This window comes from Limnobacter sp. (genome assembly GCF_043511195.1).
Classification (GTDB): Bacteria; Pseudomonadota; Gammaproteobacteria; order Burkholderiales; family Burkholderiaceae_B; genus Limnobacter.
Genome location: NZ_CP121330.1, coordinates 398,106 through 423,899, shown reverse-complemented (window position 1 = coordinate 423,899; position 25,794 = coordinate 398,106). Strand labels below are relative to the sequence as shown.

Sequence of the window (25,794 nt, the reverse complement as noted above, 5' to 3'; positions counted from 1 at the left end):
TATTAATCATGAACTCCGCCATTTGCACGTCTGTACGTTCCTTTCCACTCAAGCCATTGGCTGCGGCAGTGTTGCTGATCTATGCCACCGGCATTCAATCGGCACCTGTTTTTCAAAATTCACTCGGCAGCAATGTCACGGTGAGCAATCCTGACGCTCAAACTACTGTGGTTGTTCAGGAGGGTAGCCGTGCAGTGGCCAACTGGCGCGATTTCTCCATCGAGGCAAATGAAACGGTTCAGTTCCTTCAAGACAACGCGAACGCAGTGATACTGAATCGCGTGACCGGTGAGGACACCTCAAAAATTCTGGGTAACTTGCAGGCCAATGGGCGTGTCTTTTTGATTAACCCCAACGGTATTGTATTTGGCGCGAACTCGCAGGTGAGTGTGAATGGTCTGGTGGCCTCCACCTTGAGTTTGAAGCCTGGAATGCAATCCAATTCGGATGAGGTGGGCCTGGAGATCAATGGCACCGCTGGAAGCATCATCAACAATGGCCATATATCAGCAAAAGACATTCTGTTGATTGCCCCCACCATTGAGAACAACGGAACATTGGCGTCGAATGTTGCCAACTCGTCTGTACAACTGCTTGCTGCAAGCGAAGTCACGGTGAACACAGCCGATGGCAATCTGGTTTTTCAAGTCATGGCGGGTCACGAGAATGCCCTGATCGAGCAACTTGGCACGGTGATGGCTGAGGGTGGGCGAATTGTTTTCCTGGCAAGCGCTTCGGCAGGTGGTGCACCTAGCGTGATCAATGTCTCGAACCTGAACCAGGCCACGCAAATTTCTGTGCAGGGTGATTCGGTGCGTTTAAGTGGCGACATTAATTCGACGCTAAGCAATGCCACAGTCGAGGTCATTGCTCGCAATATTGCGCAACTCAACGCGGTGAGCATGGGCGGTGAAGTGGTGTTGAATGCAGATTCAGTGAATTTGCAGAATGCACAAAATGATTTTTCAGACAAAGTGACACTGAATGTCACTGGGCAGCTCAGTTTGAGCGATTCAAACAGTCTCGATATTCAAGGTGTTGCAGAAGATGCAACGCTGAATGCAGGCGAGAGTATTCTGGTGAACGGCTTCCATGTGAACAATCACTTGAGAATCGACGCTGGCACAGAAGCAAGCCTTGGCGACTTGAGCGCCAACAGCTTGAGCATCAGCACGCAAAGCGTGAGCCAAATTCAAAATACGTCAGTTGATGTGAGCGCGGGCAGTAACCTGACCGCCAACCGAGTGACCTTGGGTAACAGCGAGAATCGCTTCAACGGTGTGGTCGACTTGGTAGTTGAAGGACAAGCCACACTGCATGGCAGCCAATCTTTGACCGTGACAGGTGAGGCTGGGCAAGCCGTATTGACAGGTGACCATGTGGTGCTTGGTGAATTGAATACAGGTCGTCTTCACGTGGAGGCCAGTGAATTAAGCCAACTGGGCAATGACGCGCTAACTGTTGGGGGCACCACCACTGTGCTGGCTGACAGCGTGACCTTGAACCAGGACAGCAATCGTTTTAGCGGTTTGGTGAACCTTGATGTGAGCTCGCAAACAGAACTGCGCGGCAGTGGACGTCTTGAAGTGGCCGGGCAGGTAAACAACGCATTGTTGCAGGCAGACAACCTTGTTTTGAGTGGTGTGAATGCCGAGGGAAATTTAAGTCTTGTTGCAAACACCATTGGTCAAACGGCGAGCCTGGTAGCACATGGCAACACGACTATTCAAAACACATCAGCAGTTAATCTTGATTCATCCAACGATTTTGTCGGTCTTGTGACCTTGGCTGGAGCCGACCTGGCTGAAGTCAATTCGACTGATCGAAATACTATCCAACTGAGTGGCCAGGCGGGCGATATCAGTGTTGTGTCTACAGACGCAGTTTCCGGTGTTGTTGCGTTGGGTAATTTGCAGGCGCAGTCGTTGACTGTGGCAGCAAATTCGGTGCGCCATATCAATGCAAGCGAACCAGGTAGCGCCATTCGTGTGTCTGGTTCCACACACCTGAACGCCAGCCATGTTGAGCTTGCAAACAGCGCCAATGACTTCGCGGGTACGGTCAATTTGAATGTTGATGATGAAGCGAGAATTCGCGATGCCAATCAATTGCGTGTTGAAGGTGTAACCCACAATACACGGCTTGAGGCCAGTTCAATCGAGCTGGCGGGAGCATTCAACGTGACTGGCAACTTGAACTTGCAAGCAGAGCGTGTTCAAGGCAATGCTCCCCTGTCCGTGGCTGGAGTTACAACGATTGAGCAATCAAGCATTGCAAGCTTGAACAACACGACAAACGATTTTGTAGGCGTGGTGAATCTTCTCGACGCCGGAGAGGTGGTACTCGCTGATCGAAATGGCATCGAGGTGCTGGGGCAGGCGAGTTCTCTGGAAGTGTCAACGCCGCTTGCAGGCTCTGGCCTGGTTACGCTGGGCGATTTGACGGTTGAAAGTCTTGTTGTGAATTCACAGCGTATTGCGCAAAGTGGCTCGGTGGTCGTAACCGGTGAAAGTAGTTTAAATGCCAGCGAACTTGAGCTGAATGGCTTCGAGAATGATTTTGTTGGTGCAGTTAACCTGAGTGTGGGTGGACAGGCTGACTTGCAGGATACCAACGAGTTGCGCGTGAAAGGCGTTGTTAATGCACTCAGCCTGAAAGCGCAAACTGCAGTAATAGATGGATTGACCGCGCAGGGTGATTTAGCGATTCATGCCGATTCAATTCAACAGGAAGGTGGCCTGATTGCCAACGGTAACACCCGCTTGGTGGGTGGAACGGCCAACCTTGCCACCTCAACAAGCAATACGTTTTCGGGCACTGTTCACCTGGATTTGACTGGTGAAGTGGCTTTGCATTCCTCTGGTGATCTCGCGCTTCTTGGGAAGGCCGAGTTGGTGAATGCAACAGCGGCAGGTGAACTGGCTGTGAGTCAATTGGATGCACAAGATATTTCACTGAATGCGGCAAATGTGGTGCTAAACAATTTAGTGGCATCGGGTAATTTGACGCTGAATGGCGGCAGTGTAAGCCAGCAGGGCGCTTTGACCGTTGAGGGTGACACCACATTGGGCGCAAGCCGGGTTGAGTTGGTCGACTCCTCCAATGATTTCAAAGGCAAGGTGATATTCAACGACGCCGGGCAGGTAGCACTGCACGACATGAATGACATTCGCATTCAAGGTCAGGCCGAGGCCTTGCAGGTTGAAGCCACCACGATTCTTGAACAAACGGGCGCTGTGGGTATTAATGGCTTTTCCCGCTTCGAGGGGGCCACGATCAATTTGAACAACACGTTCAACCGGTTTGGCAGCATGGTAGATCTGCAGGCAACGCAGGAAGCCACAATACACAGCGCGCACGATCTGCAGCTTCGCTCCACCGCTGCGACATTAAATGTTAATACGACCGGAAACCTTGTATTGGGCGACACCCAGATAGGAACCCTGAATGCAATTTCAGGCGGTCTGATTGGGCAAAACTCTGCAAGTGCTATCACTGTCGAAGAGCGGGCTACATTGAGCGGTCAAAATGTTCGCATCGATGGCAGTAACAACGACTTTAAAGGTGTTGTTTATTTGACTGTCGAGGAAAGCACCGAAATTCGGGATCGAAATGACCTGAATCTTCAGGGGGGCACTCAAAATTTGATCGCTGATGCCAGCAATGGGATCTTGATCGCAGGTGGCAGTGAAAGCCTGGAAGTAAGCAACGGAACATTGACAGCGTCGACTATCGAACTGGATCGATTGCTCGTGTTGAACGACGTCAGCTTGCAAGCCAACTCAATCACGCAACGCCAAGCCAGCAATACCGGTGGCAAAATTACATTGAAAGCCGACACGGTTTCTTTGACCCAGGCGGATAACGATTTTGCCGGCGAACTGGTTTTAGATGGTGTTCGAATCGCTGATATTGTGGACGCAAACCAAGTGACCATCAGCGGTACCACGGGCAACTTGAATGTGGAAGCGACAGAGCGCCTTACCTTGGGCGCGTTGCAGGCCAATAACTTGAGTGCCCGCGCACAGCAGATCGATCAAATCACCTCGCCTGGCAGTGTCGTTCTGGTGCGTGGTGAAACCAGTCTGGCTGCAGCAGACGTTGAACTTCGCAACAACAACGATTTTCAAGGTGCGGTGAAGTTACAAGTGACCGGGAACACGCAACTGCGAGATGCAAATACATTGCAGGTGGAGGGCACGACCAGTCGATTGGAGGTCTTTGCGCAACAGTTGGGTCAACGGGAAAATTCGGCGTTGCTTGTCGAGACCCAGACCCAAATCAATGCAGGTGCCGTGAATTTGAGTGAATCGGGCAATGATTTCCAGGGTGATGTCATTTTGAATGTCACTGGCAGTGCCGCGCTTCGCGACGACAACAACATTCACATTCAGGGCAGTACAGCTGCACTGGAGTTGTTGGCCAACGGTGATATAGAACAGTCCGCCTCACTTGCAGTTGCCGGTACGACGCGGGCCACCGCAGCGAACATTCAACTGAACAATGTGGCGAACAGCTTCGGCGGAGAAGTTACCTTGCATGCGGATCAAACTGCCAACGTGCAAGCCGAGCAGAACTTGCTGGTGGCAGGACGCGCTGAAAGTCTGAATGCGACAGTGGGTGGCGATTTGGAGTTGGGTGCGTTGACTTTGGGGCGCCTGACAGCTGCAGCTGGGGGACAGATTACACAGACTGCCTTGAGCGCGATAGAAATTAATGAGGAAGCCTCATTGGGTGCACAGTCTGTTTTGTTGAACAACGCAGGCAATGATTTCAAAGGCATTGTGAATTTGGCTGTCGCAGAGAACTCCACTGTGACTGACCGGAATAGTTTGCAAATTCAAGGTGCCTCTCAAAGTTTGAATGCAAGCGCCGAGAACGGAACTTTCATCGCCGGTGACACTGACAAGCTGCAAATTGAGCGAGGTACTTTGACCGCAGCCACGATTGAATTAAACCAATTGGATGTTACAGACGCAGTGCGCTTACAGGCTGAACTGATCACTCAAAATGAAGCTGCCAGCACGGGCGGTCAAATTACGCTGGCAGCGCCTGTCATCAATTTGACTCATGCGGAGAACAACTTTGCAGGCGAGTTGATTCTTGAGGGTGCCGGCACAGTAAATCTTGTAAGCAAGCACCAATTGACTGTAGGCGGCGTAGTTGATCAATTCAATGTGTCAGTGGATGAGTCACTGACTTTCACTGGCTTGCTCGCCAACAAGCTGAATGCTGAGGCAGAGCGTGTTCTTCAATCAACTCAGCCGGGGCAAACGCTTAAGGTGAATGGTGAAACTACACTGAAGGCAACGGCGGTTGACCTTCGTGGTAACAACGATTTTCAAGGTGTGGTGAATTTACAAGTCACTGAACAGGCGCAGCTGCGAGATAGCAATACCCTGAGTTTGGAAGGTTCGGTTGACCAGTTGGATGTTTACGCGCGAAATCTTGAGCAGCGTGGTGCGCTGGCGGTGGCAGGTGATACCCATGTGAATGTCAACAACGTAACGTTGGATCATGCGGACAACGATTTTCAGGGTGAGGTGGTGTTCAATGCCACGGGCAGCGCCCGTGTGGTTGATGCGAACTCCTTGACTGTTTCAGGTCAAGTGAACGGAAGCACGCAGTTCATGGCAAAGCGCGTTGAGCAAACCCGTGCTTTGACCACAGGTTCTTCCCTGCTGCTGCAATCTGCGAATGTTGACCTCGGCAATTCCGGCAATCAATTCAACGGCGTGGTTCGGATCGAAAATGCAGTCGACGCCAATTTGGTCAGTACTGGCCGCTTAACCCTGACCGGTGCAGGTCTTGAACATTTGTCGTTGACCGCGAACGAAGTCAGCTTGGGTGCATTAGGTGAATTTCAAACGTTGAATGTTGTCGCTGACAAAGTGGATCAAAATTCAGCCTTGTTGGTGCAAGGGCAAACCACGTTGACAGCGCGCAAAGTGGAACTGGGTGATTCAGGCAATGACTTTGTGGGTGACGTGCTTGTTCAGGCTTATGTCTCGTCAAACCCTGTTGTAGAAATCGCTGATAAAAATTCATTGACCGTGCAGGGGGATGATTTACAGTTAAGCGCTCAAATTCAAGGCGATTTAACTGTGCTAGCAGATAATCTGGTTCTGGGGCAAACCGCAGTACTCGGCGATAGTCAGCTAATACTGACAGGTGAGTTGACCCAAAACGGCGCGGTGAGTTTGAACAATGCTTTGCTGAACGCAGATCGAATTGTTTTAAATAACTCTGCCAACCTTTTTAAGGGTGACACCACGCTGGACGCCTCGGACGAGGTGGTGCTTCGCACGGCTGGTGATTTCAACGCAGATGTTGGCTCGTCAAATGCAATCCTGAAGTTGAATGTTGATGGGAATACAAACCTGCAAGGTGAGCATGTCAGGTTTTCGCAATCAAAGTTCAGCGAAAATTTGTCAGTCAATGCCAACCAGATTTCCCAGGTGCTGACAGGTTCGCATGCGCTAGAAGTGCAAGGCAATACGCAGCTGGTTGCGGTGGGCGGAAGCATTAATCTGCTGAATTCAAACAACCGGTTTACCGGGCATGTCAGTGCAAGCGCCGAGCAAACAAATATCGCAGGGCGCCGTGATTTGCAACTGATGAACCTGAGCAGTCGAGGTGGTGAAATTACGGCGGATGGTCGTTTGCTTCTGCTGGGTAATATTGAGCAACAAGGTGGTACGCTGACTTTTGCTGCGCATGGTGTACCCAGTCCTTTGTCTTCAGCTGAAATTGCACTGTTGCTACCACCAGCACTGGACGTTTTCTCGAACAAAGAAGCTGCCAATCCAATCACCGGCTTGGGGCGAATCAGTTTGGCCAGTACGGCCATTGAGCAAACCGGTGGGCAAATCACGACAGCAGCGGGTTCGCTGACCCAGTTCAAGGCGTCGCAAAATGGTTCGGTTGTCCTGACGCAGGGTAATCAGATCAACGGCCAGGTCAGCGCCTTGTCGGGCGATCGTTTCGCTATGTCATTTGACTATTTGCCCAATCGGGGAGGCAGCCTTTTTGCCGTGAACAACACGGTGAAACTGCTCGTGGGTGCGCAAGGCGTGGAAGCCGATGTCATTGCCATTCGTGCCCGTGGATTGGCCACGCCGGGTGAAGAGTCGTTGATAAGGGCGCGCATGCCGTATAACGATGTTGCGGTGGGCACCGCCCGGTCCTATGCGGGTCTGACTTTGTCTATCCCCCTGAGCCCATCGGGTGGGGCACAAGGTTCAAATGCCAGTTTCGGCGAGTCGTCGGACAATGGTTTGCCGGGCAGTGCGGGGGCCATTCGCGTTGAAGTGGGTGACACCTCGAGGCCTGGGTTGGGCGGGTTCCTTACCGTATTGCCTTTCGAGGGCAGCAACCTGTTGCCCGGGCAAGTGGTGTATCTTGCCGGTCCGGAGCGCAAAGGCACTCAGGCCTTCTTTTACGATGGCGCACGCAATCTGAATCGTGTGCCGGTGGTTTACAACGGAAGCTTATTGCTTTCACCGCAAGAGACCGCTGCTTTGACAACGGCGCAGGGCGCAGTGGTTCTGGCCCGCCAGGAGCAAACCCGCTCGGTAGTCAGAACCGAGAATGTGGCTGGCAAAATTATTCATGGGGTGGTTGTTGAGGTTGGGCCAGGGCGCCCCGCCACCGAAGGGGAGGGTGGTGCTGGCAAGCCTACTTCTTGTGACGCGGCAGACACAGGGTTGGCTTGCAACCCTTAAGTTCTGGCTGGATTAGGGACTTCCTGTGTAGCCATCACGGGAAGTGTGCCGCATACTTCGGTTTGAATTTTTAAATCGAATTGGAGCAAGTTTATGAAAACCAAACCCATGTTGTCTGCTGACGACGTTCAAGCAATTTTGACAGCGGCCCGCGCTGAAGCTGAAGCCAATGCCTGGGCTGTAACCATTGCGGTGGCCGACGATGGCGGGCACCTGCTGGGCTTGATTCGTTTGGACGGCGCACCCCCCATGAGTGCGCACATTGGCCCTTCCAAAGCCAAGTCGGCCGCCATGGCGCGCAAAGACACCAAAATTCTTGAAGACGTGATCAACAATGGCCGCACTGCATTTGTAACCGCTCCTTACGTAGATGGTCTGCTGGAAGGTGGTGTAACCATTGTGGCTGATGGGCAAGTGGTTGGCGCAGTGGGGGTTTCTGGCGTGAAATCGGACCAAGATGCGCAAATTGCGCGTGCTGGCATTGCCGCGCTGAAGCTGTAATCACCGCTGAACTTCGATTGCAAACCCCGCTGTGGCGGGGTTTTTTGCATTCAACGCCGGTTAAATTGAATTTTGCACGCTCAGGGTCGTCTAAAATAAAAATTCGAAGATCACATGGGTATCACTTGATGAGCTATCAACCCAACCCGGTTCCCAGCCAGGAAGAGTCCAATCGCACCATCGTGCTGGTGGCCTATATTTTGGGCGCAGTGGGTATTTTCACTGCATTCATTCCAATCCTGATCGCCTTGATTATTTGCTATGTCAAGCGCGGTGAATCAACCGGCACCATTTATTACAGCCACTATGACTGGCTTATATCAACTTTCTGGATCGGTATGTTCTGGTTTGTTGTGGCCATGATCACCATGGTGTTTGGCGTGGGCTTTATTGTGTATGGCATTTTAAGCCTGTGGTTGCTGTATCGTTTTGTGAAAGGTTTGCTGCGATTCAGCGAAAGGAAGGCTGTTGTCTAGCCTGATTCAGTCAATGAAATTACGCAGCCTGCTGTTGTGTGCGGCACTTGTTTTGCAAGCCTGTGCCACAGCGCCCGATGAACCTTCGGACGTGCTGGTGCTTGAAGATGGCTCGCTGTTTTTTGGTGATGCTGCAGACAAGGGTGAAGTTCAACAACGTTTGCTGACCCAGTTCCGACAATGGCGTGGCACGCCCTACCAATTGGGTGGTAATTCCAGGGGGGGCATCGATTGTTCAGCGTTTGTGCAACAAACCTTGAGCACTCATTTTCAAATCAAGGCACCACGAACCACCGCCCAGCAATTGAAAATGGGAGATGAAATTGCACGCGACGCCATGCAGGTGGGCGATTTGCTGTTTTTCAGAACAGGCTATTCCACCCGGCACGTGGGGTTTTATCTGGGGGATGGGAAGTTTCTTCATGCCTCGACCAAAGTCGGTGTCACGATTAGTCGGCTGGATGATTTGTACTGGCGAAAAACCTTCTGGAAAGTAAGAAGGGTGATGTGAATTTCAGCTCAATAAAAAAACCCGCCAAACTTCGGCGGGTTTTTGTTGGTGCGCACTGACTGTGCCGCGGTGTATTTATCGCTGCTGTGCCAGTGCTTCAATGCGCTGCTCAATGGGCGGGTGGCTGCTGAACAAGGCCATCACACCGCCTTTGCCTGAAATGCCCGAGGCAGCCATGTTGGAAGGCAACTCACCAGCCTGCATGCCACCCAAACGTTTTAGCGCCGAGATCATGGGTTGGCGTGAGCCCATAATCGTGGCTGCACCCGAGTCAGCGCGAAATTCACGCTGACGCGAGAAGTACATCACGATGATGGAGGCCAAAATGCCCAGCGTAATTTCCATCACGATCACGGTGATGAAATAACCCATGCCGGTGCCGCTGGATTGGGAATCGTCTTTGCGCAAAAACTGATCCACAAAGAACCCCACGACGCGCGCCAGGAAAAACACAAAGGTATTCACCACGCCTTGAATCAGCGTGAGTGTCACCATGTCGCCATTGGCAATGTGGGCTACTTCGTGGGCCAGCACGGCTTCGGCTTCTTCACGGCTCATGCTTTGCAGCAAACCGGTGCTGACTGCCACCAGCGAATTGTTTTTGCTGGGGCCGGTCGCAAATGCATTGGGTGCGCCTTCGTAAATGGCAACCTCGGGCATGGGAATGTTGGCTTTCTGCGCAAAACGCTGAACGGTTTGCACCAACCACTGCTCGGTCGGATTGCGCGGGGTGTCAATGACTTGTGCACCGGTGCTCCACTTGGCCACTTTTTTGCTGATCAACAGGCTGATGAATGAACCACCAAAGCCCAGTACAGCACTGAATGCCAGCAGCATGGTCAGGTTAAGCTGCCCCCCGGCCATGAACTGGTTCAAGCCCAGTACATGCACGGTAATGCCCAGTACCACCATGATGGCGACGTTGGTGGCTAAAAATAAAACAATGCGTTTCATGATGCGTGTTGTCCTTTCAACAATTGCAAGTGGGGGGTCACCTGGTGAAGGGTGTGTTTCAATTGGCGGCGAACGGCGCGTGCGGCTGATTCAACCGCCTGGTCAATTGCGCTGAGCCAATGCGGCCCGGCGCTGTCTACGATCACGGGCGCTTGCCCGTCGATTCGAATTTCAATCACACAGTTGCGCTGATCAGCCTGTTGGGCAGTGCGCCGGTCCAGTTTCACTGTGATGTTTTTGATCTGTGTCGAAAGTTGATTGATGGCCGAGCGCACGCGGCGAAGTACATACCTGCGCAGGGTGTCATCGATCTCGGGATGCCGAGCCACAATTTCTGTATTCATGGTTGCGTCCTCCTTTCGGGGAAATAGACAGTTGAAGTGTACGCCGGTTCAATGTAAGAATAAATAGAACAATTGTTTAGTGAATATTCGAATAAATCGAAGGGTTGATGAAACTTACTGACTTGAATTTCCATCACCTGCGCTACTTCTGGATGGTGGCGAACACGGGCAGTCTGACGGCGGCGGCTGAGCGGCTGGGCCTGCGCGCACAAACGCTTTCAAGCCAAATTACCCAGTTGGAACAAACGCTGGGCAGGGCGCTGTTTCAACCGGTGGGCCGGGGCTTGGGGCTGACTGAGGCGGGGCGAATTGCCTTGCGTTATGCCGATCAAATTTTCCAGTTAGGCGAGCAAATGGCCGAAAGCCTGGGCGATGAGCAATTGGATTACACATTGCGTTTGTCGGTGGGTATTGCCGACGCGTTGCCAAAAACAGTGTCGTTTCACATGATTGAGCCAATTTTGGGCATGCAGCGTCCAGTGCGCCTGGTGTGTCATGAAGGTCGTTTTGAAGCCCTGTGTTCCGAGTTGGTGCAGCACAGTGTAGACGTGGTGTTGGCCGAGCGCCCGGGAGGCCAAGGCACGGCCCACTTGCAGGTGGCCAAGTTACTCAGCTACCCGGTGCGCATATTTGCAAGCCCGGTCTTGAAAAAGAAGTATGAAGAGAATTTCCCGCACAGCCTGCACCATGCGCCATTCCTGATGCCTTCGCGAAACAACGTGCTGCGCTTGAAACTTGAGCACTGGCTGGAAAGTGTGGGGGTTGAAGTGACCGTGGTGGGGGAATTCGACGACCTCGCTTTGCTGGAAACTTTTGGGCGTGCAGGCTTGGGCTTGTTTGCAGTGCCGGCACTGTTGATTGAAGATGTGGTGCGTGACCACACGGTGGTGCACATGGGCGACGCCCAAGGTGTAGTTGAGGATTTTTTTGCTTTTACCCATCCGCGCAATTTAAATCACCCGGCGCTCAAGCTGCTGTTTAACGCCACGCCGAACGCCAACACCAATACAAACCCGAATCGCCCCGTTTAATGGCTTGCAGTACACTGCGACTTTTCCAGCCCTTTCTCCTTACGGCCTTTTATGTTCTTGCGCATTGTTGCAGTTATTTTTCCGGTGTTTGCGGTTGTGGCTTTGGGGTATTGGTATGGCCGGGTGAAAAAGCCCGACATGAAGTTTGCCAATCAGCTGAATATGGAAATTTTTGTGCCGGCGCTGGTGTTCTCTGCGCTGGCCAGCAAGTCGTTTGAAATTGAGTCGTATTGGTTGTTGGCTGTGGGCGGTGCCATTGTTGTATTGGGTTCGGGCCTGTTGGCTTGGCCCATTGGGCGTTTGCTGGGTATAGACAGTCGGATTTTTGTTCCTCCCATGATGTTCAACAACTCGGGAAACATGGGGTTGCCATTGGCCATTCTGGCGTTTGGCGAGCAGGCTTTGCCCGCCGCAGTGATGTTGTTTTTGGTGGGCAACACGCTGCACTATTCGCTAGGCACGTGGATGATGAGCCCCAATGCGCGCATTTTAATGCTCTGGAAAGAACCCGTGATTGCGGCGTCCATTGCGGGCTTGTTGGTCAGTGTATTGAATATCGAGGTGTGGTCACCTTTGTATTTTGCGATCGACATGGTGGGCGATGTGTCCATTCCCTTGCTGCTGTTTTCGCTGGGTGTGCGGCTGACACAGGCTGATTTCTCGGATGTGAAACTTGGGGTAATTGGCGGTGTGTTGTGCCCTTTAACCGGGCTGATATTCGCGGCGTTGTGCGTGTGGCTGCTGCCCTTGACGCCTGAGCACACCGCCATGCTGATTGTGTTTGGCGCGTTGCCACCCGCGGTGCTCAGTTTCGTGTTTGCTGAAAAATATGGCCTTCAGCCCCAACGCGTGGCTTCACTGGTGATGATGGGGAACCTGATGAGCCTGATTTTCGTGCCGATGGCCTTGTACTGGGTGCTGTGAGCCCGCACCCTGGCTGGGCATGCTGACCCACACGCGTTCTGTTTTCGGCAAGCGCAGTGTGGCGTTGGCCAACAAATCGGGGTAACGGGCCAGGTCGATTACCAGCCTTTCCTGGCGTGGGTCATTGTAAACATGGCCCAGGGTGGGCCCGGTGCGCATGCCCAGCGCAGTGAATTCAGGTGTGTTCATCCACAAGCCCAATGGCAGCAATTCCATGGTGTTGTAAATTTCACCAATTTTTTCAGCGGTCAATTTGCCGACATGCACTTGCAAGTAAGGCCCCAAAGGCGAGCGCAATACGTTTTTAATGGCTCGCAATTCGGTGTTGAGCTGCAAGGGTGGCAGTGCGCTGCCCAGGGCGATGCGAATGGTATTGCCTTGCAGCTTCACCGCAGTTTCGTCAATTTTAATCAGATCGCCGAGATTCAGTCCCACATACTTGATGATCGGCAGCACCGAGAGGCCGAACATGCGCACTTGGGTGGGTGTGAATTCAAGGTGCTGCCTGTCGTTTGAAATGACAAGAGGCCCGCTAAGTTTGGCAGGCAACCAGAATAGGGGAATGCCAAAAATTTCAGGCCTCGCCTGCAAGGCAAGCTGAAGGTGAGGTTCGCCAATGGTGGCACTCACCTTGCGGATCGGGCTGCCTTTGAAATTGAACAGGGCTTTGTTCATCATGGTGTTCAATGCGGTTTCACTGAGGGAAATTTCGCCCACATGAACGGTTTGTGCGGCGGTGGGCAGTTGGCCCAGGTTGGTGGACCTGGTGCTGGCCAACAGCTTTTCAACGCGCAATTCGACGCCTTCTTGTGACAGCAGGGTGGCATGGTGCACAGCCAGGGTGACCGGGTCGCTTTGGGTGCCCACGAGAAGTGCCAGTTGGGCGAGCGCTTTTTCGCCCGTGGCCAGCAGCAAGAGGTCATCGGTATTGAGTAAGCCTTCTTGTGCGCTTATCCACAGTGCACCGTCGGTTCGAAGCTGAACTGTGCTGGTGGTGATCAAGCGGTTTAAATCGTGCAGTGCAATCGGCAGGCTGCCATCGCTGATTCCCGTAACCAAGGTGGGCTGGCCTGCCAGCACCATGCCGGCGGCGCGTAATTCACCCCCGTGGGTGTACACAAAATTACTGGGGCATTCGGATTTGCAAAAAAAGGCGGGGCCTGTTTTGCTGGTTCCCAGCCCGAGTTGAACTTCTCCTTGCCCAAGTTGCAGCGAGTTCAGTTCAAACGCAATTTTGGGTGCCTGTAGCAGTTGGCCCAAGCGCAGCACCATGGCTTGCCCTTGCAAGGCAACTGCCCTGGATTTCATGTCGATGAGTGACTGCAGTTGAATGTTGGTGGCGAGCAGCGCCTTGTAAACGGGTAGGCCAGCCACTTTGAGTGTGCGTGGCGTCAATGTAATTTCCTGGCCATTTTCTATGGTGGGTGTGCCTTCCATCGAGAAGGAAATCCAAAGGCCAAGCCGCCGGATATCGCCAGTAATTAAAATTCCCCCGGGTTGGGTGCTCACCTGCCTGATTCGCAAGGGGGCTTCACTGGCCTGTAATTCGGCTTGTACCAATGCCTGCAGCACGTCATCGGAAATGCGCAGTTGAGCATGGTCAACACGAACGTCAAAGGCCGACAGGTTTTCCAGCAATACAGGTGCATTGGCCTGGTGCGGCAGCAGCTGGCCGTGCAGTGACTTCACGTCGAATTGAATGTTGTTGGCGAGTGCCAAACGACTGTTGCGCACCTGAACGGATACGATCTCGCTTTTGCCCCAGTTGTCGGGAAGTACGGTACGCCAATCCTGAACTTTCTCCAGCGTTTCGGCCAACGCAGCAGGGGAAAAGCAGGCGGTGAAAGTAGTAAATACAAGGGCGACCAACAGGCGAACTTGATGCTTCATCACAATAAGCCAGAGTGAATTTGGGGTGAAGTGTAGCCGGATGTGATTGTTTTTCCTGGAGTTTGGCTTCTAGGTGTTGTTATTTGGGTTTGTAGCCCCACACCTCGTTCAAGCGATTTTCCCGGCCGCAGGTGGTTTTGTAGTACTGGTAACGCAATGGGTTTTTGCGATAAAAGTCCTGGTGATATTCCTTGGCTACGTAGAAGGGCTGGGCCGCTTCAATGGTGGTGTAGATTTTTTTGAATTTGCCCGTTCCTTGCAATTCTTCCTTGCTGCGTTTGGCTTGTTGGTGCTGCTCGCTGTTCAAGTAGTAAATCGCCGATCGATACTGCGCACCCACATCACAGAACTGACGGTTCTCGACTGTGGGGTCGATATTGGTCCAGAAGGCCTTCAACAGGGTGCTGTAGCTGACTTGTTGGGGGTCGTATTGCACCCTCACCACTTCAACATGGCCAGTGTTGCCTTGGCTGACTTGTTCGTAGGTGGGTGAGGGGGTGCGCCCGCCGGTGTAACCGGAATCGACTGATTTAACGCCCCTGATTTTCTCGAATGTCTCTTCCATACACCAGAAACACCCGCCCCCAAATATGGCTTCATCAAGCTGTTGGGCGTGTGCCACGGGTAAAAAGCTGGAAAGCCCCACCAGAAAGGTTGCGGTATTACGGGACCAATTTACCCATGTCATGCCAGGACTCCTTGCGCAATGTTCAAACTGATTGTGGCAAGCACCACGGTTTTGCTTTCATTCAGACCCGCTTTTTGAAATAATGTTCACCCTTTGCCTGAAAAGATTAGTGAAATCATGAGTTTGTTGCCGCACGAGTTGGAATTGCTAGCCCCCGCACGCGACGTTGAAATTGGTCGCCAGGCGATTTTGCATGGCGCAGACGCGGTGTACCTGGGTGGGCCGGTGTTTGGCGCACGCGCCAATGCAGCCAATTCGGTGGCGGATATTGCAAAACTGGTTGAGTTTGCCCACCGCTACCATGCGCGTATTTTTACAACCATCAACACCATTCTTCACGATGCCGAGCTTGAAGAGGCCCGCAAGCTGGTGTGGCAGTTGTATGACGCGGGTGTGGATGCCCTGATTATTCAAGACATGGGTTTGCTGGAAATGGACTTGCCGCCGATTCAGCTGCATGCCAGCACGCAGTGCGACATTCGCACAGTAGAAAAAGCAAAGTTTTTGGCCGACAGTGGTTTTTCCCAGCTTGTATTGGCCCGAGAACTGACAGTTGAAGAAATTACCGCCGTGCATGGCGCAGTGGGCAATTCAGCAACCATTGAGTATTTTATTCACGGTGCCCTGTGTGTGGCTTTTTCGGGGCAGTGTTATATCAGCCACGCCGAAACCGGGCGCAGTGCCAACCGGGGCGATTGTTCGCAGGCCTGCCGCCTGCCCTATACGCTGACCGATCAAAGTGGTGCCGTGGTGGCATTTGACAAGCATTTGCTGTCGATGAAAGACAACAATCAAAGCGGCAACCTGGAGCACTTGATTGATGCGGGTGTAAGGTCTTTCAAAATTGAAGGCCGGTACAAAGACATGGCCTATGTAAAAAACATCACGGCTCACTACCGCATTTTGCTGGACGAGATCATGGAGCAGCGCGGAGAGTTTACCCGCGCATCCAGTGGTGCTGCACGCCACTATTTCAGGCCCGATCCGGACCGCAACTTTCACCGTGGCTCAACCGATTATTTTGCCAGTGGCCGGAAAATCGACATCGGCGCCTTCGATTCACCCAAATTCATTGGTCAGCCCATTGGCCATGTGATTGCGGTGAATGACAAAAGCATCGACATTCAAACCAGCGATGAGCTGAACAACGGCGACGGCTTGAACTTCATGCGCAAACGCGAAGTGGTGGGCTTGCACGTGAACCGTGCCGAGAAACTGCACAGCAAAGGCGAAGGGCAGGCGGTGTACCGCGTGTTTCCCAAAGACACGATTGGCAGTTATGGCGGCCTGAAGGCTGGCTTGCCCATGCACCGTAACCGCGACCACGCTTGGGACATGGCGCTGACCAAAGAAAGTGCCGAGCGCCGAATTGGCCTTTGGCTAACACTGACCGAGTGGATGGAAGGCGATGTGTTGAAAGGCCTGCAACTTAGCCTGACCGACGAAGACGGCATTGCCACCACTGCGCAGGTTGAAATGGCGCTGGAGTTGGCCAAACAGGCCGACACGGCAGTAGAAAGCATTAAAACCCACTTGGGCAAGCTGGGGGGTACTGATTATTCCGCTTTGGGCCTGAATGTACACCTGAGTCAGCCCTGGTTTGTGCCGGCCAGTACTTTGAATGGCATGCGTCGAGACGCGATCGAGGCCTTGAACAGGGTGCGGATTGCGGCCTGGCAACGCCCTGCTCGCAAAGCGCCTGTGCAGCCCTATGTGGACTATCCCGAAAAGTCGCTCAGCTTTCTGGCCAATGTTTACAACGACAAAGCGCGTGAATTTTACAAAAAACATGGCGTGCAGATGATTGCGGCAGCTTACGAGGCACATGAGGAAGCTGACGAGGTGCCTGTTATGATCACTAAGCATTGTCTGCGATTTTCGTTTAATTTGTGCCCAAAACAAGCTAAGGGTGTAACAGGTGTGCAGGGGCAGGTGAAGGCCGAGCCCATGGTGTTGGTCAATGGTGATCAAAAGTACACCCTGAAATTCGATTGCAAACCTTGTGAAATGCACATCATGGGTAAAATGCGCAAAGACATTTTCAATAGCCCGCCTCCGTCGGTGGTGCCAATCACATTCATGAAGCGCAAGCCAGCATGAGGTTTTAGCCCACGGTTCCGTGCCGTGATATTCGATTTCACGGGTGTGTCAAATTTTTGTCATTTTTTTGTCATAATTCTTGGATACCCTTGCAGGTCTGCGTGAAACTTTCTGCTGGATTAATTACTTACCAATATGTCTGATACTTCGACGATCAAGGCCCCAACCAAGCGGGGCGACGCCATATTTGGCTTGTTAACCAGCGGAGCTTCTGTTTTCACTTTGCTGATGCTCGGTGGCATCATTGCCTCGTTGATTGTGGCCTCGTGGCCCACAATCACTGCGTTTGGCTTTGATTTTCTGTTTACCGCCAACTGGGATCCTCCCGTTGATGAATACGGCGCATTGGTCCCGATCTACGGCACCTTGGTCACTTCGCTGATTGCATTGGTGATTGCCGTTCCAATCAGCTTTGGTATTGCATTGTTTCTTACTGAGCTTTCTCCTCCCTGGTTGCGCCGCCCACTGGGCACGGCCATTGAGTTGCTTGCCGCGGTGCCATCCATTGTTTACGGCATGTGGGGCTTGCTGGTTTTTGCGCCAATTTTTGCCAAGTACGTGCAAGGCCCAATGAATGCCACCATTGGTCAGGTGCCTGTGATCGGTGCATTGTTCTCCGGGCCTCCCATCGGCATTGGTTTGCTGACAGCCGGTGTTGTGCTGGCCATTATGATCATTCCTTACATTGCCGCAGTAATGCGCGATGTATTTGAAGTAACCCCTGTGATGCTGAAAGAAGCGGGTTACGGCATGGGATGTACCACTTGGGAAGTGGTGTGGAAAATTGTATTGCCGCACACCAAGGTGGGTGTGATTGGTGGAGTTATGTTGGGCCTTGGCCGTGCCTTGGGTGAAACCATGGCGGTGACGTTCGTGATTGGTAACACCAATTATCTCAATGACATTTCCCTGTTCTCGCCCGGCAACAGTATCACTTCCGCCTTGGCCAACGAGTTTGCCGAGGCTGGCCCAGGTTTGCATACATCTGCCTTGATGGAGCTGGGCTTGGTTCTGTTTGTCATCACCTTCTTTGTGCTGGTCGCCTCCAAGCTGCTTTTGGCCAAACTATCGAGCAACGGGAGATAAAGCATGAGCAGCATTCATTCTGATCCCACTGTGACGTCCAAAGACTCCTCGGTGACTACTGTTGCCACGGATGAAAAAATGCGCGTGAAAATGCAGGCCAAGCGCAAACGGATCAACTCTTTCGCCTTGACACTGTCGCTGGCGGCCATGGCTTTTGGCCTGTTTTGGTTGATCTGGATTTTGTACACCACAGTGACCTTGGGCATTAATGGTTTGTCTTGGGACTTGTTCACTGAAATGACGCCACCCCCGGGTGTAGAAGGCGGTGGTTTGGCCAATGCCATTACCGGCACCCTTTTGATGGTGGGCTTTGCCACTTTGTTTGGCACGCCCTTGGGTATCTTGGCGGGTATTCACTTGGCCGAGTCCCGCAAAGACAACAAGCTGGCCAGCTCTGTCCGTTTCATCAACGATATTCTGCTGTCCGCGCCTTCTATCGTGATTGGTTTGTTTGTATATGCGGTCATGGTTCGCATCATGGGGCACTTCTCCGCCTGGGCAGGCGTTGTGGCACTGGCATTGATCCAGATTCCAATTGTGATTCGCACCACCGAGAACATGCTGCGACTGGTGCCAGATGCCCTGCGCGAAGCGGCCTTTGCCTTGGGTACACCCAAGTGGAAAATGGTCATGGCCATTACTGTAAAGGCCAGCTATGCGGGCATCATGACCGGCATTTTGCTGTCGGTGGCTCGAATTGCCGGTGAAACTGCGCCCTTGTTGTTTACAGCCTTGTCGAACCAGTTCTGGAACACCGACATGATGAAACCCATGGCGAACTTGCCAGTGATGATTTTCAACTTTGCGCTCAGCCCTTTCAAAGAGTGGCAGGAACTGGCATGGGCTGGTGTATTCCTGATTACTGCTGGCGTGCTGGTGTTGAATATCATCGCGCGTTCGCTACTGAAGAACTCGAAATAACTGACCTTTAAAGGCCAAGAATATGTCCACGATTGACGTTGAAGAAAAGATCAAACTTGAAGTGAAGAACCTGAATTTTTATTACGGTTCATTTCAGGCCTTGAAATCGGTCAACTTGAGCATTCCCGAGAAGAAGGTCACCGCATTTATTGGACCTTCAGGTTGTGGCAAGTCCACTTTGTTGCGCGTGTTCAACAAAATGTACGCACTGTACCCTGAGCAGCGTGCAGAAGGCCAAATCCTGATGGACGGTGAAGACCTGATCACCAGCAAGAAAGACATCGCTTTGATTCGCTCGAAGATCGGCATGGTGTTTCAGAAGCCAACACCGTTCCCGATGTCCATTTACGAAAACATTGCCTTCGGTGTGCGGCTGTTCGAGAAGTTGTCCAAAGGCGAAATGGAAGAGCGCGTGGAATGGGCGCTGACCAAAGCCGCCTTGTGGAAAGAAGTGAAAGACAAGCTGCACCAAAGTGGCAATGGCTTGTCGGGTGGTCAGCAGCAACGCCTGTGTATTGCACGTGGCATTGCGATCAAGCCCGAAATTCTGTTGCTCGACGAGCCTTGTTCGGCGCTTGACCCTATTTCAACGGCGAGCATTGAAGAGCTGATCACTGAATTAAAAGAGGACTACACCGTGGTGATTGTGACCCACAACATGCAGCAAGCTGCGCGTGTGTCGGATTACACCGCCTATATGTATTTGGGTGAGTTGATTGAATTTGGCGTAACTGATCAAATTTTCCTGAAACCCAAAAAGCAGGAAACTGAGAACTACATTACGGGTCGATTCGGTTAACGCGGCCTACAAGTACTTGACTTGTTTGCTGAAAAACCACATTTGGGTCGCCCGGTGTGGTTTTTTGACATTTATGTTATTGCCTTATATTTGTCATTATTCTGAAACATTGCTGCGGCATGATTGAGGCACTTTAATAAGTGAGGTGAAAAATGTTCAACATCAAAACAATCGCTACAGCGATTTCCGCAGGCGCCCTGGCCCTGAGTATGACTTCTGTGAACGCCGCTGAAATTACTGGTGCTGGCGCTTCCTTCCCCGCTCCTGTTTACGCCAAGTGGGCCGATGCTTATAACAAAGAAACTGGCCACAAGGTGAATTACCAGTCCATCGGTTCCGGTGGTGGTATCAAGCAGATTTCTGCAAAAACAGTCGATTTCGGTGCCTCTGACATGCCTTTGAAGCCAGAAGACCTGAAAGAAAAAGGTTTGATGCAGTTTCCAACCGTGATCGGTGGCGTTGTGCCCGTGGTGAATCTGCAAGGTATCGCCCCAGGCCAAATGAAGTTGTCCGGTGAAGTACTGGCCAACATTTACCTGAACAAGATTACCAAGTGGAATGACAAGGCAATTGCAGACCTGAACCCAGGCGTGAAGTTGCCAGCGCAGGACATCAGCGTGATTCGTCGTGCTGACGGTTCCGGTACAACCTTTATTTTTACCAACTACCTGAGCAAGGTCAGCGCAGACTGGAAGAGCACTGTTGGCGAAGGCACCGCAGTGAAGTGGCCAGTCGGTTTGGGTGGCAAGGGTAACGAGGGCGTGTCTGCTTTCGTACAACGCGTGCCCGGTTCAATTGGTTACGTTGAGTATGCTTACGCGAAACAAAACAAGCTGACGCACACACAGTTGAACAACAAGGAAGGTGAATTTGTTCAGCCTGATGAAGAGACTTTCAAGGCGGCTGCTGCAGGTGCCGATTGGTCCAACAGCTTCTACGAAATTCTGACATTGCAACCAGGTAAAGCCGCATGGCCCATCACCGGTGCTACGTTTATCCTGTTTCACACACAACAGGCTGACGCTGCCAAGGCTTCTGAAGTGTTGAAGTTCTTCAACTGGGCTTACGCCAAGGGCGACAAGTTGAGCTCTGACCTGGACTATGTTCCACTGCCAGATGCAACAGTCAAGCTGATCGAAAACGCTTGGAAGTCTGTAAAGTCGGACAACGGCAAGGCGATTGCACTGAAGTAAAAATCAACCCAGGTTGATCGGAAAAGGGTCCTTCGGGACCCTTTTCTTTTTTTGGATGTGGTTTCAGAGAAAACAAAGCCAGCACCCGAGACTTCAAAAACCGGATGCTGTGCTTGATCAAGCCGCCGGGTTGGGTGCCTGAGAAGTGGTGACTTCGCTGTTTGCACTGAAGGCTTTGTACAACACCAGTGCCAGCAAACCGCCCACCACTTCAAAAATCACGTAAGCGGGGACATCGGCTGGCGCAATGCCCGCAAAACTGTTGGAGAACTGGCGACCAAATGCGGCGGCCGGGTTGGCGAACGAGGTGCTGGAAGTAAACCAGTACGCAGCACCAATGTAACAGGCCACCATGCCAGAAACCCGTTCGGCCTTGGCCATTAGAATCACCAGCAGCAGACCCGCCGTGGCTACAATTTCCCCGGTCCAGATGCCCCAACCTGTGCGGGCCTTTTCAGAGAACTGAAACAGCTCCATGTCGAACATTTGGTGAACCAGTATGGCACCCAGAAATGCGCCTGCCAGTTGAACCACCACATAGGGCAGCAGTTCGGCACCGGGTTGGCGTTTTAGAAGCACCATGCCGAGCGTGACGACCGGGTTGAAATGGGCACCACTGATGGGACCAAACACCTCGATCAAAATATAAAGGCCAAACACGGTGGCCAGGGTATTGGCGATCAGGGCAATGCCGTTGTTGCCTTCTGACAGGTTCTCGGCCATGACGCCAGAACCAATCACAATGGCCAACAGCAACAGGGTGCCCAGAAACTCGGCACCCAAACGTTTTTGCAAGGAATACATGGTTGTTTTAACTCCGTGAAATGGCAGCCAGGGCGGTATTCAATTCCGCTGGGTTCATGGTGCTCAGCGGCAGCTGAATCAGCTGCATCATTTTGAATGCAATGGCTTGGCGGGTCAGCTCGAATGCGCGGGGCTTGTTTTCCTCTAGCTCGTTGGAGGGGTCGGGGTAGCCCCAGTGGGTTTTTACCGGGCTACCAGGCCAGTAGGGGCATTGCTCGGCGGCCGCACTGTCGCACACGGTAATTACAATGTCGATTTTTGGTGCACCGGGCTCGGTGAACACGTCCCAGCTTTTGCTGGTGTATTGGCTGGTGTCAATGCCCACATTGGCAAGCGCCTGAAGCGCGTATGGATTCACACGGCCACTGGGCGCACTGCCTGCGCTGAAGGCTTTGATGTCTTTGCCGTATTGCCGGGCAAGGTGATTCAGCATGCCTTCCGACAATACGCTGCGTGCAGAGTTGTGAGTGCAAAGAATGAGTACGTTGGTGCTCATGAAGATACTTTTCCTATTTGTTCGACTTCGTGTTGAATGGCTAATTTTTCGAGTGTTGCAATTGGCAGGGCAAGCATTAGCTCAATGCGCTTGCGCAGCAACAGGCCGACATTGCGGAATTCCTGAATGATGTGCTCGTGGCTGCCTTCGGCTTTGGCCGGGTCGGGGGCACCCCAGTGCGCCAGAATGGGTTGACCGGGCCACACGGGGCAAACCTCACCTGCGGCTTGGTCGCACACGGTGAATACGAAGTCCATTTTTGGTGCGCCAGGCGCAGCGAACTCGTCCCAGCTTTTGCTGCGTAGAGTGCTGGTGTCCATTTCCCACCGTTGCAAAATTTCAAGGGTGTAAGGGTTCACGCGGCCAGCCGGGAAGCTGCCTGCAGAATAGGCTTTGAACTGGCCACGGCCCAGTTGATTCAGGATGGCCTCGGCCAAAATGGATCGGGCCGAGTTGCCTGTACAGATAAACAGCACGTTGAATGTTTTGTCACTCATGGTGAGCCTCATTGTGGGCAGGGTGGGTGTTGGTGGCGCAGTTCCGACCTTCACAGCAGTTTTCGGTCAGGTAAGCAATCACGCCGTTCATGTGATCAAATTGGGCGCTGTAAATCAGATTGCGCCCGTCGCGAATGGGTTGAACCAAGCCCGCGTTGCTGAGTTCTTTCAAGTGAAAGGACATGGTGGCAGCGGGAATGTCCAGTTTTTCGCACAGCTGGCCAGGCGTGAGCCCTTCAGGCCCTGTGACCACGAGCGTGCGAAATACACGCAATCGAGATACGTGTGAAAGTGCGGCAAGCGCTTTGATAATATTTTGTTCGTCCATAATTCGATAATAATGGAAATATGGAATTATTTGATGAAACTTTTGTGACAGCGCACAAAAAATTGCGCTGAATCAGGCGGCGCGAGGGGGGCTTTCTTTGCGTGATTTAGGCGTGGGGGTTTCTGGCTGAGAATGACCCCGTAGCCAGTCAGCAGCTTTCTTCCACACGTGTTCTTGGGCTTGACTGCCCAAAATGACACCCATGTGGCCACCCGGGGCCAACAGAAACGATTTGTCTTTTGAAGACACCAGCATCAGGCTTTTCTTGGCCATGCTGCCTGGCACCAGGTGATCAGTTTCCCCGGCAAATACCAGCATATTGGCGTTGATATTGCCTAGATCAGAGATTTTTTCACCAATTTTGACTTTGCCTTGGGCCAGTTTGTTGTCCACTGCAAAGCGAACCATGAAATCGCGAAGCACACCGCCGGGGTATAGCGTCATGTTGTTGAGGTAATCGGCGGTGGTGGTGTGTTGTTCAACAAACTCGCGATCATTCAGCCGGGTCAGCAGGTCCCAATACGTGGTGATGCTGGCCACAGGCGCGGTGAGCTTGAAACCCAGGCTGACCATCCAGCCGGGTGGGCTGAACAGGGCGGGGTTGATTCGGTCCAGACGGAACTCGCTGTACTTGCGGACAAAGCGGGCGGTGACGTTCAGGGTGTTGGAGGCCACTGCCATGATGTTTTTGCCGTCGCGCAAATCTATCGGACTGGCCACGGTGACCAGGTTGCGAATGTTTTTGTCGTGCCCGTAACCGGCATACAACAAACACAGCAAGCCGCCCATGCACCAGCCGAACAGGGAAATCTGTTTGGAGTTGCTGTGCTCGCGCACGGCGTGGAGTGCTTGACCCATCATGTCATAGCTGTAGTCGAACAGGCCGAGATGGCCGTCTTTGCGCTCAGGCTTGCCCCAGTCAATCAAATACACCCGAAAGCCCGCTTCAACCATGGCTTTCACTAGGCTGCGGTCGGGCATCAGGTCGAATGTTTCTGTGGTTACGCCCAGTGGCGGCACCAACACCACTGGCACCGCGTGTTGGCGATTCTTGGGTGCTTCGATTTCACCGTCAGCCAGGCTGGCGCTTGGCGAGTTCTCGGCAGGCGCGTAATAACGCACCCGCATTGGCAGGTGTTCGGCGATGACTTCATATTCGGTTTTGCCCGATTGAATCAGGATTTCCTTGCGAAAAAACCAGTCCGCCGCATTGGTCGCGGTGTTGACGGCCAACTCGTTGATTTTCAGGGCGGTTTTGAATAGTTTTTTCACGGTTGCTGCAGTGCAATGTTGGAATGGTCGAAGTTTATACGCAGACTGTGGCGTTTCGGATGAGGGTTTACTCTAAATACTGATTTCTGATCGGAACTTGAAGGGTCACTGTTTGGGTTTCTTGCCACCTCAGCGTGGGTTGCCCGTTCCGCACTGAAAACCGCTGAATCCCTTTTTGAATTCATTCTTGCTCACCGAGCTCGGCAAAAGGGCGGGCCGAGTCTCGGTGTCGGCGTGAAGCCGAACGCTGCGATTAAACTCAAACGGGGCGGTTTTCTTGAAGTGCGTCCCAAGCAATCCCACTGCCGAGTTGGCTTGAACCGGCGCTCGCGAATCTCCACCACCGCGCAGCTCACCGCAGGGTTCACAGCCCAAGCTGATTGGGTGTTGAACCCTGATGAAAAGCCCACAAGAACCCCGGCTGACTGAGCTAAACAAATCTGCCGCTAAAAATCATCCTTCCATGCTCGCCCAAAGCCCGCCCCAAATCCGCATGCCCGCCTGGTCCACCTCGTCCACGGCGCTTAAAAACCGCTCCCGTGCCTGAACATTCACCCACTCTGCAGGTAGGAAGGGGTCATACACCACGTGTTTGATTGCTGTACCACCCAACAAAAATGACTCACGTGCGGCCACTTCAGGTTCTAACGAACCAGACCGATCAAGCCAGGTACGCATTTTCTTTTCTAGTTGCGTGTAATTGGTTTCAAGCTCTTTCGCATGCCAAAGCTTGGCGATTCGACTTTCCGTGTCTGTATCAAAGCCGCGAGCTTCAAAGACGGGCGCATCTTTCTCGAGTCCCAGTTTGTAAAGCCGATTGCGCACAGCTTGCAGGGTGTCTTCAATGTTGTTGGGTCGAATGAACAGGTGCTCGTTCAGGGGCTGAAAGCCCAACATCAACAAGGCTCGGGCACGGGCGCGTTGCTGTTTGGCTTCGTTTCGGGACAGTTTGTCTGCCTGAACAACAATGTAGCTGCCGTCCCAGGGGCGAACCCGGGTGCTGCGGGTGCGCCAGGCGGCAACGTCGTCGGCCAGTGTGTGTGCATCGTCGGTCAGCTGATACAGGGCGCGTCCAGCCGACTCGATCAGGCCTTCAGCGGAGAGTCGAACCAAGGCCACACGCGTGTTGTTTACGCTGATGTCGAAAATGCTGCAAGCGGCAATGGCCTGCTTGGCTGAAAGAGGGCGACCTTTGGATGCCAGCAACAGGTCGAGAATGAGGCTTTTGGCGGTGGGTTTGCGCACGATGTGGTTG

General features: G+C 52.7%; 21 protein-coding genes. 11 read left to right on the top strand and 10 right to left on the bottom strand.

Translation table 11 applies throughout. The features are described 5' to 3' along the window. Nucleotides 1–8 precede the first annotated feature (8 nt). From P0D43_RS02085 to P0D43_RS02070, 4 genes are all read left to right on the top strand, one after another. On the top strand, nt 9–7,724 hold the full coding sequence (locus P0D43_RS02085; protein ID WP_394673097.1) for a beta strand repeat-containing protein: 7,716 nt from the start codon (nt 9–11) through the stop codon (nt 7,722–7,724). Nucleotides 7,725–7,817: 93 nt separating this feature from the next. Beyond that, nucleotides 7,818–8,225 carry a heme-binding protein gene (locus P0D43_RS02080; RefSeq protein ID WP_159569120.1) on the top strand — a complete coding sequence of 136 codons (408 nt, stop codon included), beginning with the start codon at nt 7,818–7,820 and terminating at the stop codon, nt 8,223–8,225. Nucleotides 8,226–8,353: 128 nt separating this feature from the next. After that, on the top strand, nt 8,354–8,701 hold the full coding sequence (locus P0D43_RS02075; RefSeq protein WP_159569119.1) for a hypothetical protein: 348 nt from the start codon (nt 8,354–8,356) through the stop codon (nt 8,699–8,701). A gap of 13 nt (nt 8,702–8,714) precedes the next feature. Continuing rightward, nucleotides 8,715–9,212 carry an NlpC/P60 family protein gene (locus tag P0D43_RS02070; RefSeq protein WP_394673096.1) on the top strand — a complete coding sequence of 166 codons (498 nt, stop codon included), beginning with the start codon at nt 8,715–8,717 and terminating at the stop codon, nt 9,210–9,212. Between the two features lie 75 nt (nt 9,213–9,287). On the opposite strand, the gene htpX is transcribed toward P0D43_RS02070, so the two are convergent. Both htpX and P0D43_RS02060 read right to left on the bottom strand, forming a co-directional pair. After that, entirely contained in the window at nt 9,288–10,166 is an 879-nt protein-coding gene (htpX, locus tag P0D43_RS02065; protein WP_394673095.1) for a protease HtpX, read from the bottom strand. Continuing rightward, nucleotides 10,163–10,510, bottom strand: a complete 348-nt coding sequence (locus tag P0D43_RS02060; RefSeq protein ID WP_159569117.1) for an HPF/RaiA family ribosome-associated protein — start codon at nt 10,508–10,510, stop codon at nt 10,163–10,165. The genes htpX and P0D43_RS02060 overlap by 4 nt, the downstream gene beginning before the upstream one ends. A 107-nt stretch (nt 10,511–10,617) precedes the next feature. On the opposite strand from P0D43_RS02060, the gene P0D43_RS02055 reads away from it, so the two are divergent. Both P0D43_RS02055 and P0D43_RS02050 read left to right on the top strand, forming a co-directional pair. Beyond that, entirely contained in the window at nt 10,618–11,541 is a 924-nt protein-coding gene (locus P0D43_RS02055; protein ID WP_159569116.1) for a LysR family transcriptional regulator, read from the top strand. 51 nt (nt 11,542–11,592) lie between these two features. Then, nucleotides 11,593–12,465, top strand: coding sequence for an AEC family transporter (locus P0D43_RS02050; RefSeq protein WP_159569115.1), 873 nt, complete (start codon nt 11,593–11,595; stop codon nt 12,463–12,465). Here the strand turns inward: P0D43_RS02050 and P0D43_RS02045 are convergent. Together P0D43_RS02045 and msrA are read right to left on the bottom strand one after the other, a co-directional pair. Continuing rightward, entirely contained in the window at nt 12,397–14,355 is a 1,959-nt protein-coding gene (locus P0D43_RS02045; RefSeq protein WP_394673094.1) for a hypothetical protein, read from the bottom strand. The genes P0D43_RS02050 and P0D43_RS02045 overlap by 69 nt on opposite strands. A gap of 79 nt (nt 14,356–14,434) precedes the next feature. Further along, entirely contained in the window at nt 14,435–15,043 is a 609-nt protein-coding gene (gene msrA / locus P0D43_RS02040) for a peptide-methionine (S)-S-oxide reductase MsrA (protein WP_394673093.1), read from the bottom strand. A gap of 117 nt (nt 15,044–15,160) precedes the next feature. On the opposite strand from msrA, the gene P0D43_RS02035 reads away from it, so the two are divergent. The 5 genes from P0D43_RS02035 (at nt 15,161) to pstS (ending at nt 21,142) form a co-directional block, all read left to right on the top strand. Further along, nucleotides 15,161–17,143, top strand: a complete 1,983-nt coding sequence (locus P0D43_RS02035) for a U32 family peptidase (RefSeq protein WP_394673092.1) — start codon at nt 15,161–15,163, stop codon at nt 17,141–17,143. Nucleotides 17,144–17,278: 135 nt separating this feature from the next. Continuing rightward, complete coding sequence (pstC, locus tag P0D43_RS02030; protein WP_159569111.1) at nt 17,279–18,229, top strand: phosphate ABC transporter permease PstC; 951 nt, start codon at nt 17,279–17,281, stop codon at nt 18,227–18,229. A gap of 3 nt (nt 18,230–18,232) precedes the next feature. Beyond that, on the top strand, nt 18,233–19,150 hold the full coding sequence (gene pstA, locus P0D43_RS02025; protein ID WP_159569110.1) for a phosphate ABC transporter permease PstA: 918 nt from the start codon (nt 18,233–18,235) through the stop codon (nt 19,148–19,150). A gap of 22 nt (nt 19,151–19,172) precedes the next feature. Then, the gene (gene pstB / locus P0D43_RS02020) at nt 19,173–19,949 is read left to right on the top strand and encodes a phosphate ABC transporter ATP-binding protein PstB (RefSeq protein WP_159569109.1); all 777 of its coding nucleotides are present in this window, start codon (nt 19,173–19,175) and stop codon (nt 19,947–19,949) included. A 152-nt stretch (nt 19,950–20,101) separates the two neighbouring features. After that, on the top strand, nt 20,102–21,142 hold the full coding sequence (gene pstS / locus P0D43_RS02015) for a phosphate ABC transporter substrate-binding protein PstS (protein WP_256366105.1): 1,041 nt from the start codon (nt 20,102–20,104) through the stop codon (nt 21,140–21,142). A 117-nt stretch (nt 21,143–21,259) separates the two neighbouring features. On the opposite strand, the gene P0D43_RS02010 is transcribed toward pstS, so the two are convergent. The 6 genes from P0D43_RS02010 to P0D43_RS01985 form a co-directional block, all read right to left on the bottom strand. Next, on the bottom strand, nt 21,260–21,946 hold the full coding sequence (locus P0D43_RS02010) for an MIP/aquaporin family protein (protein WP_159569108.1): 687 nt from the start codon (nt 21,944–21,946) through the stop codon (nt 21,260–21,262). A gap of 7 nt (nt 21,947–21,953) precedes the next feature. Next, a complete protein-coding gene (locus P0D43_RS02005; protein WP_341236726.1) occupies nt 21,954–22,442 on the bottom strand; it encodes an arsenate reductase ArsC in 489 nt (162 codons plus the stop codon). After that, nucleotides 22,439–22,939 carry an arsenate reductase ArsC gene (locus P0D43_RS02000; RefSeq protein ID WP_341236725.1) on the bottom strand — a complete coding sequence of 167 codons (501 nt, stop codon included), beginning with the start codon at nt 22,937–22,939 and terminating at the stop codon, nt 22,439–22,441. Before P0D43_RS02000 ends, P0D43_RS02005 begins: the two co-directional genes overlap by 4 nt. Then, a complete protein-coding gene (locus P0D43_RS01995; protein ID WP_341236724.1) occupies nt 22,932–23,267 on the bottom strand; it encodes a helix-turn-helix domain-containing protein in 336 nt (111 codons plus the stop codon). Before P0D43_RS01995 ends, P0D43_RS02000 begins: the two co-directional genes overlap by 8 nt. Nucleotides 23,268–23,339: 72 nt before the next feature. After that, nucleotides 23,340–24,539 (bottom strand): alpha/beta fold hydrolase, encoded by a 1,200-nt coding sequence (locus P0D43_RS01990; RefSeq protein WP_341236723.1) that lies wholly within the window; start codon nt 24,537–24,539, stop codon nt 23,340–23,342. Nucleotides 24,540–24,992: 453 nt separating this feature from the next. Continuing rightward, entirely contained in the window at nt 24,993–25,784 is a 792-nt protein-coding gene (locus tag P0D43_RS01985; RefSeq protein WP_341236722.1) for a PaaX family transcriptional regulator C-terminal domain-containing protein, read from the bottom strand. Nucleotides 25,785–25,794: the final 10 nt, after the last annotated feature.

Bases quoted from the DNA above. Each gene is read 5' to 3' on its own strand.
- P0D43_RS02085 (WP_394673097.1), top strand. From the start codon at position 9: ATGAACTCCGCCATTTGCACGTCTGTACGTTCCTTTCCACTCAAGCCA.
- P0D43_RS02080 (WP_159569120.1), top strand. From the start codon at position 7,818: ATGAAAACCAAACCCATGTTGTCTGCTGACGACGTTCAAGCAATTTTG.
- P0D43_RS02075 (WP_159569119.1), top strand. From the start codon at position 8,354: ATGAGCTATCAACCCAACCCGGTTCCCAGCCAGGAAGAGTCCAATCGC.
- P0D43_RS02070 (WP_394673096.1), top strand. From the start codon at position 8,715: ATGAAATTACGCAGCCTGCTGTTGTGTGCGGCACTTGTTTTGCAAGCC.
- htpX (WP_394673095.1), bottom strand. From the start codon at position 10,166: ATGAAACGCATTGTTTTATTTTTAGCCACCAACGTCGCCATCATGGTG.
- P0D43_RS02060 (WP_159569117.1), bottom strand. From the start codon at position 10,510: ATGAATACAGAAATTGTGGCTCGGCATCCCGAGATCGATGACACCCTG.
- P0D43_RS02055 (WP_159569116.1), top strand. From the start codon at position 10,618: ATGAAACTTACTGACTTGAATTTCCATCACCTGCGCTACTTCTGGATG.
- P0D43_RS02050 (WP_159569115.1), top strand. From the start codon at position 11,593: ATGTTCTTGCGCATTGTTGCAGTTATTTTTCCGGTGTTTGCGGTTGTG.
- P0D43_RS02045 (WP_394673094.1), bottom strand. From the start codon at position 14,355: ATGAAGCATCAAGTTCGCCTGTTGGTCGCCCTTGTATTTACTACTTTC.
- msrA (WP_394673093.1), bottom strand. From the start codon at position 15,043: ATGACATGGGTAAATTGGTCCCGTAATACCGCAACCTTTCTGGTGGGG.
- P0D43_RS02035 (WP_394673092.1), top strand. From the start codon at position 15,161: ATGAGTTTGTTGCCGCACGAGTTGGAATTGCTAGCCCCCGCACGCGAC.
- pstC (WP_159569111.1), top strand. From the start codon at position 17,279: ATGTCTGATACTTCGACGATCAAGGCCCCAACCAAGCGGGGCGACGCC.
- pstA (WP_159569110.1), top strand. From the start codon at position 18,233: ATGAGCAGCATTCATTCTGATCCCACTGTGACGTCCAAAGACTCCTCG.
- pstB (WP_159569109.1), top strand. From the start codon at position 19,173: ATGTCCACGATTGACGTTGAAGAAAAGATCAAACTTGAAGTGAAGAAC.
- pstS (WP_256366105.1), top strand. From the start codon at position 20,102: ATGTTCAACATCAAAACAATCGCTACAGCGATTTCCGCAGGCGCCCTG.
- P0D43_RS02010 (WP_159569108.1), bottom strand. From the start codon at position 21,946: ATGTATTCCTTGCAAAAACGTTTGGGTGCCGAGTTTCTGGGCACCCTG.
- P0D43_RS02005 (WP_341236726.1), bottom strand. From the start codon at position 22,442: ATGAGCACCAACGTACTCATTCTTTGCACTCACAACTCTGCACGCAGC.
- P0D43_RS02000 (WP_341236725.1), bottom strand. From the start codon at position 22,939: ATGAGTGACAAAACATTCAACGTGCTGTTTATCTGTACAGGCAACTCG.
- P0D43_RS01995 (WP_341236724.1), bottom strand. From the start codon at position 23,267: ATGGACGAACAAAATATTATCAAAGCGCTTGCCGCACTTTCACACGTA.